The 8,867-nt window shown below is 63.8% G+C and carries 11 protein-coding genes and 1 tRNA gene; 3 read left to right on the top strand and 9 right to left on the bottom strand.

The genetic code is table 11. From position 1 onward, the window contains the following. Nucleotides 1–129 precede the first annotated feature (129 nt). Nucleotides 130–1,059 carry a LysR family transcriptional regulator gene (locus tag AB3X98_RS08320; RefSeq protein WP_069262816.1) on the bottom strand — a complete coding sequence of 310 codons (930 nt, stop codon included), beginning with the start codon at nucleotides 1,057–1,059 and terminating at the stop codon, nucleotides 130–132. A 112-nt stretch (nucleotides 1,060–1,171) separates the two neighbouring features. Between AB3X98_RS08320 and AB3X98_RS08315 the strand changes: the two genes are divergently transcribed. The 3 genes from AB3X98_RS08315 to AB3X98_RS08305 all read left to right on the top strand — a co-directional run bounded on the left by AB3X98_RS08315 (nucleotide 1,172) and on the right by AB3X98_RS08305 (nucleotide 3,035). Continuing rightward, the gene (locus tag AB3X98_RS08315) at nucleotides 1,172–1,741 is read left to right on the top strand and encodes a cytochrome b (RefSeq protein WP_368604073.1); all 570 of its coding nucleotides are present in this window, start codon (nucleotides 1,172–1,174) and stop codon (nucleotides 1,739–1,741) included. Between the two features lie 61 nt (nucleotides 1,742–1,802). Further along, entirely contained in the window at nucleotides 1,803–2,390 is a 588-nt protein-coding gene (locus AB3X98_RS08310; RefSeq protein ID WP_342948592.1) for a YceI family protein, read from the top strand. Between the two features lie 54 nt (nucleotides 2,391–2,444). After that, entirely contained in the window at nucleotides 2,445–3,035 is a 591-nt protein-coding gene (locus AB3X98_RS08305; RefSeq protein ID WP_069262814.1) for a YceI family protein, read from the top strand. A gap of 107 nt (nucleotides 3,036–3,142) precedes the next feature. Here the strand turns inward: AB3X98_RS08305 and AB3X98_RS08300 are convergent, their stop codons facing one another. From AB3X98_RS08300 to tolQ, 8 genes are all read right to left on the bottom strand, one after another. After that, a complete protein-coding gene (locus AB3X98_RS08300) occupies nucleotides 3,143–3,589 on the bottom strand; it encodes a hypothetical protein (RefSeq protein ID WP_368604072.1) in 447 nt (148 codons plus the stop codon). Between the two features lie 161 nt (nucleotides 3,590–3,750). Beyond that, nucleotides 3,751–3,826: transfer RNA gene (locus tag AB3X98_RS08295), tRNA-Lys, on the bottom strand. 175 nt (nucleotides 3,827–4,001) lie between these two features. Beyond that, nucleotides 4,002–4,751, bottom strand: a complete 750-nt coding sequence (ybgF, locus tag AB3X98_RS08290; RefSeq protein ID WP_069262812.1) for a tol-pal system protein YbgF — start codon at nucleotides 4,749–4,751, stop codon at nucleotides 4,002–4,004. A 23-nt stretch (nucleotides 4,752–4,774) separates the two neighbouring features. Continuing rightward, entirely contained in the window at nucleotides 4,775–5,281 is a 507-nt protein-coding gene (pal, locus tag AB3X98_RS08285) for a peptidoglycan-associated lipoprotein Pal (protein WP_042266217.1), read from the bottom strand. 18 nt (nucleotides 5,282–5,299) lie between these two features. Continuing rightward, on the bottom strand, nucleotides 5,300–6,592 hold the full coding sequence (gene tolB / locus AB3X98_RS08280) for a Tol-Pal system beta propeller repeat protein TolB (protein WP_069262811.1): 1,293 nt from the start codon (nucleotides 6,590–6,592) through the stop codon (nucleotides 5,300–5,302). A gap of 136 nt (nucleotides 6,593–6,728) precedes the next feature. Next, a complete protein-coding gene (tolA, locus tag AB3X98_RS08275; RefSeq protein WP_368604071.1) occupies nucleotides 6,729–7,715 on the bottom strand; it encodes a cell envelope integrity protein TolA in 987 nt (328 codons plus the stop codon). Further along, nucleotides 7,712–8,158 (bottom strand): protein TolR, encoded by a 447-nt coding sequence (gene tolR / locus AB3X98_RS08270; RefSeq protein ID WP_035513412.1) that lies wholly within the window; start codon nucleotides 8,156–8,158, stop codon nucleotides 7,712–7,714. Before tolR ends, tolA begins: the two co-directional genes overlap by 4 nt. A gap of 24 nt (nucleotides 8,159–8,182) precedes the next feature. Then, entirely contained in the window at nucleotides 8,183–8,860 is a 678-nt protein-coding gene (tolQ, locus tag AB3X98_RS08265; protein WP_028205324.1) for a protein TolQ, read from the bottom strand. Between the last annotated feature and the right edge of the window lie 7 nt (nucleotides 8,861–8,867).

The raw sequence follows: 8,867 nt of genomic DNA, 5'->3' as shown, positions 1-8,867 counted from the left end.
CCAAGCCAGCCAAGGTCAAGAAGGGCTGAAGCGGGCGGCGCACCCTACCTCGCCAGGGGCAGACTCAGGCGTGCGCGGGCTTGCGTTCGTACAACCCGCACGCGCTTCGCTCCCGCGCCAGTTCAGCGTTCAGCGCGCGTCGGGCAACGGCGCCTGCGGCGGCGTACCTTGCGTGAGGTAGTGGCAGAGCCACTCGCTGGCGGGGCCGCGCGCCGCGTCGGTGCGATGGATCAGCGAGATGTTGTAGTTCACCGAGCGCCGGTCCGCGAGCGCGACGCGCACGAGCCGACCGGCTTCGAGATCGGCTTCCACGAGGTGCTTCGGCATCGACCCCCAGCCGAGGCCCGCGAGCAGCAGCCGGTGCTTGGCGCCCAAGTCGCCGAGTTTCCACGCGCGATTGCTGTACACGCCGAAATTCTGGCCTTCGGTAAGGCGGCTGCGGTCGGTGAGCACCAGCTGCGTATGCTCGCGCGCATCCGAAATGCGCACGGGGTGCTCCGCCTTGGCGAGCGGATGGCAGGGGGCGGCCACGAGCACGAGTTCCACGGTGCCGATGGACTGGGCTTCGATCACGTGCGGCCAGTTGTGGTTCGGCCCGCTGATCCCCACCGCGCAGTCGCCGTCGAGCACGAGCTTGAGCACGCCGCCAAGCGCTTCCATCGTGAGATTCAGCGCGACGGTGGGAAACGTGAAAGCGAACGCCTGCAGGGCCTCGACGAGCCGCTGGGACGGAAACATCACGTCCACGGCCAGCGAAACCTCGCCCTCGAGCCCCCTCTGCAGGCCGGCCGCCTTGGCGTTAAGCTGACCCATGAGCAGATCGAGGCGGCGCGCGTCGGCGAGGATCGCGCGGCCCGCGGCCGTGAGTTCCGGCTTGCGCTTGCCGCGCTCGAACAGCGCGACGCCCAGCAGCGCCTCGAGATTGGCGATCGTATAGCTGACCACCGACTGCGCGCGGTCGAGCTGGCGCGCCGCCGCCGAGAAGCTGCCGGTTTCGGCGACGGCGATCAGCGCGCGCAGCTGCTCGAGGCTAGGGGAGCGGTCCGAGGTGCGGTCCACGAGGTACGGTCCTTTTCGACCTATCGAAAAAATGGATGATAACCATCCATTTTAGACGATTGTTTGAATAGGTTTGGCCGGGTAAAGTGCACACCTCGAATAATGGAGTCGTATGCCGATGAACCCCACCGTCAAGCCCGCCGACCGCTATAACGGCGTTGCCATGCTGCTGCACTGGCTGATCGCCGCGCTGATCGTCTGGGGCTTTGCGCTCGGCTGGGTCATGACCGACATTCCGGGCATCACGCCCACGAAGCTGCGCTACTTCTCGTGGCACAAGTGGATTGGCGTGACCGTGCTCGCGCTCGTGCTCGTGCGCATTCTCTGGCGCGTGACGCACACCGCGCCCGCGCTGCCCGGATCCATGCATGGCTGGGAACGGCTCGCCGCGCACCTGGGCCATACCGCGCTTTACTTGCTGATGGTCGCGATTCCGGTCACGGGATATCTCTACAGTTCGGCGGCCGGCATTCAGGTCGTGTACCTCGGCATCTGGCCGATGCCCGTGCTGATCGGCCCCGACACCGCGCTCAAGGGCGTGCTGCGCGTCGTGCATATCTCGCTGAACTACACCCTGCTCACCGTGGTCGTGCTGCACGTGCTCGCCGTCATCAAGCACCAGTTGATCGACCGCCAGAACATCCTCTCTCGCATGCTGCCGTTCGGCACGCCGCGCGACTGACTTCGCGGCGCGCATGCGCCATCTCCATTTCCCGATACCTTCCACCTTGGACCGACTGCCCATGATCCAGCGTCTTGCCCATACTGCTTCCGTCGTCGCGCTCGGCGCGGCGCTCGCCGCCGGCGCGGCACTTGCCACGACCTTCGCCACGAACGCCAACGCCGCGGCCGAAGCCGCGAAGAACTCCGTGAGCGCCGTGTTCAAGCAAATGAATGTGCCGGTCGAAGGGCGCTTCAACCACTTCACCGCCGACGTGCGCTTCGATCCGGCGAACGTCGCGGCATCGAGCGCGAAGCTCGACGTCGAGGTGGCGAGCTTCGACCTCGGCGCGCCGGAATACAACACGGAAGTCGCCGGCGACGAATGGTTCGACGCTTCGCATTTCCCGCACGCGACCTTCGTCTCCACACAGATCAAGCCCGCCGCGAACGGCGCGTTCACGGTGACCGGCAAGCTGACCATCAAGGGCAAGACGACCGACGTCGTCGTGCCGGTGCAGTACCGCAAGGACGGCGCCACCCAGGTGTTCGACGGCACGCTGCCGATCAAGCGTCTCGCTTACGGCATCGGCTCGGGCGAGTGGAAGGACACCTCGATCGTCGCCGACGACGTGCAGATCAAGTTTCACATCGTGTCCGCCGCGCACTGACGCGCGTACGGCACCGCTTTTTCATCCCGTTTCTCCCGCACCAGGAATCGATTCATGAAGACCACGATTTTCGCCGCGGCCGTTGCCGCCTCGCTCGCAGCCTTCGTCGCCACGCCGGCGCTCGCAGCCGCCACGACCTATAACCTCGACCCGATGCACACCTATCCGAGCTTCGAAGCCGATCACTTCGGCGGCGTCTCGGTGTGGCGCGGCAAGTTCACGAAGAGCTCGGGCACGGTCACGCTCGATCGCGAGGCGAAGACGGGCACGGTGGACGTGACGATCGACGCATCGTCGATCGATACCGGCAACGCGAAGCTCGACAAGCACGTGAGCTCGGCCGAATTCCTCGACACCGCGAAGTTCCCGACGGCCACCTACAAGGGCACGTCGATCCGCTTCGAAGGCGACAAGCCCGTGGAAGTGATCGGCACGTTCACGCTGCATGGCGTGACCAAGCCGCTGAACCTGAAGATCGACTCGTTCAAGTGCTTCCAGAACCCGATGCTCAAGCGTGAAGTGTGCGGCGCGGACGCATCGGCGCAATTCGACCGCGCGGACTACGGCGTGAACTGGGGCCAGTCGTATGGCTTCAAGACGGCGACGACGCTGCAGATCCAGGTCGAAGGCGTCAAGGCGGACTGAGTTTGCGCGCGGCATGGGCCGCGCGTCGCTCGATGCGAAAAAGCCCGTGCGCTGTCAGGCGCGCGGGCTTTTTTGTTGCGGGAAGCGATAAGGATGACGAAGTGTCGTCAGTGGATCGGCGACGTTGCGTGCGTGCCGCGCGGCGACAGCGCGACGTCGACGACGTGCGAATGCCAGATCCCGCAGGTGGCCTTCACGGGCACCCAGGCGTACTTGCCGCGGACCTTGGCGAAGGCGCGCAGATGGACCAGTGTGTCGATGGACGGGGCAGGCGAAAGTGCGTCGCTCGCGACGGGCGTGGGCGTGGCATTCGCGGGCGCGGGCTGCTCGATTTTCGCCGAGAGCGCGCGCCGATCGGGCACGAGCAGCGAATCGTAACGCTGCGCCTTATGCACCCACTGGTCGAGCGCGGCAACGCAATTGACGACGGCGTCCGGCACGCGTATGCGGCGCAGGTATGCGTAGTCTTCGGGTTGCGGTTGAATTTGCGCCTGAACGCGCAGACTGAGCCAGAAAAGCGCGAGCAGGGCGCAGGCAAGGGTCGTGAACTTCATGATGACGTGGCCTGTGCAGCGGGGATGGGACGGCGGGGGAGGAGGGAGTATACATGCTGGACGCATGCTCGCGCGCCGAGTCACTCAAGACGCTTGAGCCTGCGCCGTACGCTGCAAAGCAAAAAGCCCAGTCCGGAGACTGGGCTTTTTGTTTGATGCTTTGGTAGGCCGTACGGGATTCGAACCTGTGACCAACGGATTAAAAGTCCGCTGCTCTACCAGCTGAGCTAACGACCCAAAAGAGAAGCGGGATTATAGCGGCGTCTGGTCAACGCGTCAACTTTTGCCGTCATAAAACCGATGGAAGCGCCCGGAGCACGCCGTGCCCCGGGCCTTCCCTGTATGCGAGAGGCGCATTTCGCGGCATTGGCATTAGCCAGCGCCACGTCACGCCAAAACCATCCAGCAGCGCTTATTTGAGCTGTGAAAGCTTGCTCTGCGCCGTCTGGGCGACATCCGAGTTGCCGTATTGCGAAACGACCTGCTCGAGCGTGCGTTTGGCCGCAGCCTTTTGCCCCTGCTCGATCTGATTGTTTGCAATGGCCAGCAGTGCCTCGGGGGCACGCGGATGTTGCGGGTATTTGTTGACGACGTTCTGCCACGTCGCGGTCGACCCCTTGTAGTCCTTCAGCGCATACAGCGCGTTGCCGAGCCAGTACTGCGCGGTCGGCTGGTAAGGACTCTGCGGGAACTTCGCGATGAAGCTACGGAACGATGCCGCCGCGTTCTTGAAGTCGCCGTTGCGGAACTGCTGCGAAGCGGCGTTGAACGCGTCCATCTCACCCGGCTGAACCGTGCCTTGCATGCCGTCCACGGTCTCCTGCTGCGGCTCGAACTTCTTGAGTCGCGTGTCGAGATCCGTGTAGTAGTCCTTCTGTTGCTTCTGCAGGGTCGCCAACTGGTTCGCCATATCCTCGTTCTGTCCGCGCAACGTCGCGACCTGCTGGTTGAGCTGGTCGAGGTGGTTGGACTGGTCGAGGATCGTGCGTTGAGCGGCGGACAGCTGGCTGGACAGGCTGTCCGTTTTCGCGCGCAGGTCGAGAATCGCCTGGCGCGCCTGATCGTCATCGAAGATACCCGCGTGGGCCGGCAGCGCCGCAAAGGCGACGCCAGCCACGCAAGCGGCTGCGGCTACGCGCAGCGGGGAGAAACGGTGCGACATACGCCCCTTCATCCAATGCTCAATTACTGTTGATACACGAGGTCAGCACGGCGGTTCTGCGCCCACGATGCTTCGTCGTGGCCCGTTGCGACCGGCTTTTCCTTACCGAGGCTGACGGCTTCCATTTGCGAATCGGGCACGCCCATCAGCGAGAGGGCGCGACGGACCGCTTCAGCACGCTTTTGACCCAGCGCCAGGTTGTATTCGCTCGTGCCGCGCTCGTCGGTGTTGCCCTGGATCAGGACGTGACGTTCCGGGTGCGTCTTGAGGTACTGTGCGTGAGCTTGCAGCAGCGACTGGTAGTCGTCCTTGACGGCGTAGCTGTCGAAATCGAAGTACACGCTGCGCTTGGCGAGCGGGCTGTTCGGATTGTTCAGCTCATCGACGTTCACCTGGGCGACCGCGTTCGGGTTCGGCTGGGTGTTCATCGCACCGGCGTTCGGGTTCGTTTCCTTGACACCCGACTTACACGCTGCCAGTGCACCGATCATCAAGACGGCCAAGGCCAGGCGTACTTTCTTCGACATCATTATTTCTCTCCTGAAGTGTTATTGCATAAAAGGACCCCAGGACGGCTCGCGTACGCTGCCGCCCTGAACGGACAGGATTTGCCGCGTACGACCGTCGGTCGATACAGCAGCCAGCACGCCACGGCCGTTCACCTGTGTGGCGTAAAGAATGTACTGACCGTTCGCCGCGAAGCTGGGCGACTCGTCATGTGTCGTGTCAGTGAGCGCCGTGGCGACACCGGACTGCAGATCTTGAATGTACAGCTTAAATCCGCCGCCCGTGCGTGAGATGTACGCCAGTTGCTTGCCGTCCGGGCTGGCCTTCGGGCTCGTATTGTAGTTGCCGGTAAACGTCACACGCTGTGCCGCTGCGGCGCTTTCGCCCTGGGCCGGCATCTTGTAAATCTGAGGCTGGCCGCCGCGGTCGCTCGTGAAATAAATCCAGCGTCCGTCAGGAGAGTAGTTGGGTTCGGTGTCGATCGTCGTGCCTTGCGTGAGGCGGTGCAGGCCGGAGCCGTCGGCATTGACGGCGAAGATCTGCGTGTTGCCCGTGCGCGACAATGCTACTGCGAGCGTGCGGCCGTCGGGAGACCAGGCCGGCGCCGAATTGTTGCCCTTCTGGTCCGAAATGATCACGCGGCGACCCGTCGGCAGGTCGTGCACGTAGACGATCGGCTTCTTCTTTTCGAAAGATACGTAAGCGACCTTGGTGCCGTCGGGCGACCAGGCCGGCGAGATGATCGGCTCGGGGCTCGACAGCGCGATATGCGCGTCTTGTCCATCGGAGTCCGAAACCTGCAGCTGGAAGCGGCCGCCCGTCTTGATCACGTATGAAAGACGCGTGGCGAACACGCCGCGATCGCCGAGCAGCTTCTGATAGATGTAGTCCGCAACCTTGTGCGCGCTCATGCGCAGGCCGCTTGCCGGGCTCGTGAGCACGAGGCCGCCGAGGCTTTCGCCCTTCACGGTGTCGTAGAGCTTGAAGCGCACTTCGTACTGGCCGTTGGCGAGCTTGTTCACGCTGCCCGCAACGAACGCGTTGGCGCCCTTGGCCTTCCAGCTGCCGAGGTCGACGGAGTCGTTTTCCGAGATCGGTGCGCTGCCGGCATCGATATTCGTAAATTTCCCGCTGCGTTGCAGGTCGGCGCGCACGATGGCCGCGACCTGCTCGGGCGAATTCGCTTCACCGGCAAAGTTAGCCGTGGCGATGGGGAACTGGGTGGAGCCCACGCCGGTGACGAGGACGTTGAGTTGTGCGTTCGCCGCGCCGCCCGCCGTGATCAGGCAGGACGCGACGAGGGTTCGCAGGCCAAGCTTCGTCATCAATGTCATGCTGTGATATTTCCTGAAAAAAGCAATTTTGTCATAACGCGCAACAGCAGACTGACCCGAAAACGTTCGAATCGTTCCTTATTAGCCACTGTTGCGCGGCGGCTTTCCTCAACCTTTCTGCGCCTTGCGCTCGCCATCAACCAGCCGGGCGCAAGGTGATCTTGAAGCTCGAAGGCGCCTTGCCGTCGGTATCGACCGGCATCGGATCCGAGCGCTGAACTGCCCGCAACGCGGCGTCGTCCCACGACGCGTTGCCGCTGCTGCGCGAGATCGTCGCCGAAAGCAGCGTGCCGGTCGGCGAGCAACGCACCGCGATCTCCGTTTCGAGACCCGACGTTTCGCCCGCCCACACGATGTTCGGACGCACGCGGCGGCGCACCTTGTCGGCGTAGCCCGGCGACGTCGCGTTGCCGCCCGAGCCGCTGCCCGTGCCGCTCTTTGCGAGACCGTTGCCGCTCGTGCCTTCGCCGCCACCCATCGAGCCTTGCATCTGCGCGATGCGAGCGCGGCGTTCCGCGTCGAGCTTCTTCGCCTGGGCGTCGGCTTGCGCCTTCGCCTTGGCCGCCTTCTCGGCGTCGGCCTTCTTCTGCGCGTCGAGCTTCGCCTGCTTCTGCTGCTCTTCTTCCTGCTGCTGCTTCTTGAGCGCGTCCTGCTGCTGCAGCTGCTTTTGCTTCTCCGCCGCGGCTTGCTGCTGTTCCTGCTGCTGCTTGAGCTTTTCGGCCTTCTGCTGCGCGGCCTGCTGAGCCGCGAGCTGCTGCTGACGCTTCGCTTCGGCTTCCTGCTGGGCTTTCAGACGCTGCTGCTCGGCCAGTTGCGCCTCGCGCTGCGCTTCCTGCTGCTTACGCTTTTGCTGTTGCAGCGCAATGTCGGCTTCCTCGGTTTGAGGCGGCGGCGGGGCAGGGGCGACCGGCGCGGGCGGCGGCAGCGGCTTCGGTGTCGACAGGTCCGGCACCTCGGTCCACAGTTCCGCCTCTTCACCCGCCGGCGTGCTGTTCTGCCAGCGGATGCCGTGATAGAGGAACAGACCGAGCAGCACGTGCATGAGCACCGCGAGGGCGATAGCACGTCCCGTGCCACGCTCTCGCGGAGGCTGCAGCGGATACGAATCGTTCTTGCGGATCATTGCGATTTGACGAGCAGTCCGACACGTTTGACGCCATGCGACTTCAGGTCGGACATCACGTTCATCACCGTCTCGTATTTGACGGACTTGTCGGCCGCGATCACGACGGGCTGGTCGGGATGGCTCTGCTCGCGATCGGCGACGAAGCCGTTGAGATCGGCGCGCGTCATGGTCTGTTGCTGCGTGGCGCCGGAGTCATCCTTGTAGCGTACGCTCAGATTGCCGTCGGGGCGAATATTGACCACGACGGGCGGCACCTGCTGCTGCTGCGACGCGCCGCCGACGGTCGGCAGGTTGACAATGGACGGCGCCACGAGCGGCGCGGTCACCATGAAGATCACGAGCAACACCAGCATCACGTCGATGTACGGCACGACGTTGATGTCGGCCATCGCACGGCGCGAGCGGCTGCCTCGCATGCTCGAACGGACTGAGCCTCCCATCTTCGACTCCTTGCTTCGTGAAGATTAGTGGGCCTGACGCTGCAGGATGTTCGAAAACTCTTCGATGAAGGTTTCGAAGCGGATCGCCAGACGGTCGATGTCGTGTGCGTAGCTGTTATACGCGACCACCGCCGGAATGGCGGCGAACAGACCGATCGCGGTCGCCGTCAGCGCTTCGGCGATGCCGGGCGCGACGTTCGCGAGCGTTGCCTGCTGCACGTTCGCGAGACCGCGGAACGCGTTCATGATCCCCCAGACCGTGCCGAAAAGACCGATGTACGGACTCACCGAGCCGACCGAAGCGAGGAACGAGAGGTTCGCCTCGAGCGCATCCATTTCGCGCTGGAAGGCGGCGCGCATCGCGCGGCGGGCGCCGTCGAGCACAAGGCTCGGATCGTTCAGGCGCTTCTCTTTCGCCTTCAGGAATTCGCGCATGCCCGACTCGAAGATACGCTCGAGCGCGCCGATCGTGTGACGGTTGTTGGCTGCGCTCTGGTAGAGCGCCTGCAGGTCGCCGCCTGACCAGAAGTCGCGCTCGAAGCGCTCTGTCTGGGACCGCGCCCGGCGGATCGCAAACCACTTGCGGAAGATGAAAGTCCAGGAAATCAGCGACATGAGCAGAAGAAGCCCCATCACCGCCTGTGCCAGTATGCTCGCATTAAGAACGAGAGAAATGATCGACAGATCTTGTGTAGTGTTCATATAGGTT

Origin of the sequence: Paraburkholderia sp. BR14312 (assembly GCF_040948675.1) — a bacterium.
GTDB lineage: Bacteria > Pseudomonadota > Gammaproteobacteria > Burkholderiales > Burkholderiaceae > Paraburkholderia > Paraburkholderia nodosa_A.
The sequence above is the reverse complement of the archived record's forward strand: the minus strand, read 5'-3'. Positions and strand labels throughout refer to the sequence as shown.

What these genes read in the sequence shown, in the direction of transcription:
- tolQ (WP_028205324.1), bottom strand. Translation starts at nt 8,860, where the DNA reads ATGAACACTACACAAGATCTGTCGATCATTTCTCTCGTTCTTAATGCG.
- AB3X98_RS08310 (WP_342948592.1), top strand. Translation starts at nt 1,803, where the DNA reads ATGATCCAGCGTCTTGCCCATACTGCTTCCGTCGTCGCGCTCGGCGCG.
- AB3X98_RS08305 (WP_069262814.1), top strand. Translation starts at nt 2,445, where the DNA reads ATGAAGACCACGATTTTCGCCGCGGCCGTTGCCGCCTCGCTCGCAGCC.
- tolA (WP_368604071.1), bottom strand. Translation starts at nt 7,715, where the DNA reads ATGATCCGCAAGAACGATTCGTATCCGCTGCAGCCTCCGCGAGAGCGT.
- AB3X98_RS08315 (WP_368604073.1), top strand. Translation starts at nt 1,172, where the DNA reads ATGCCGATGAACCCCACCGTCAAGCCCGCCGACCGCTATAACGGCGTT.
- pal (WP_042266217.1), bottom strand. Translation starts at nt 5,281, where the DNA reads ATGATGTCGAAGAAAGTACGCCTGGCCTTGGCCGTCTTGATGATCGGT.
- AB3X98_RS08300 (WP_368604072.1), bottom strand. Translation starts at nt 3,589, where the DNA reads ATGAAGTTCACGACCCTTGCCTGCGCCCTGCTCGCGCTTTTCTGGCTC.
- ybgF (WP_069262812.1), bottom strand. Translation starts at nt 4,751, where the DNA reads ATGTCGCACCGTTTCTCCCCGCTGCGCGTAGCCGCAGCCGCTTGCGTG.
- tolR (WP_035513412.1), bottom strand. Translation starts at nt 8,158, where the DNA reads ATGGGAGGCTCAGTCCGTTCGAGCATGCGAGGCAGCCGCTCGCGCCGT.
- tolB (WP_069262811.1), bottom strand. Translation starts at nt 6,592, where the DNA reads ATGACATTGATGACGAAGCTTGGCCTGCGAACCCTCGTCGCGTCCTGC.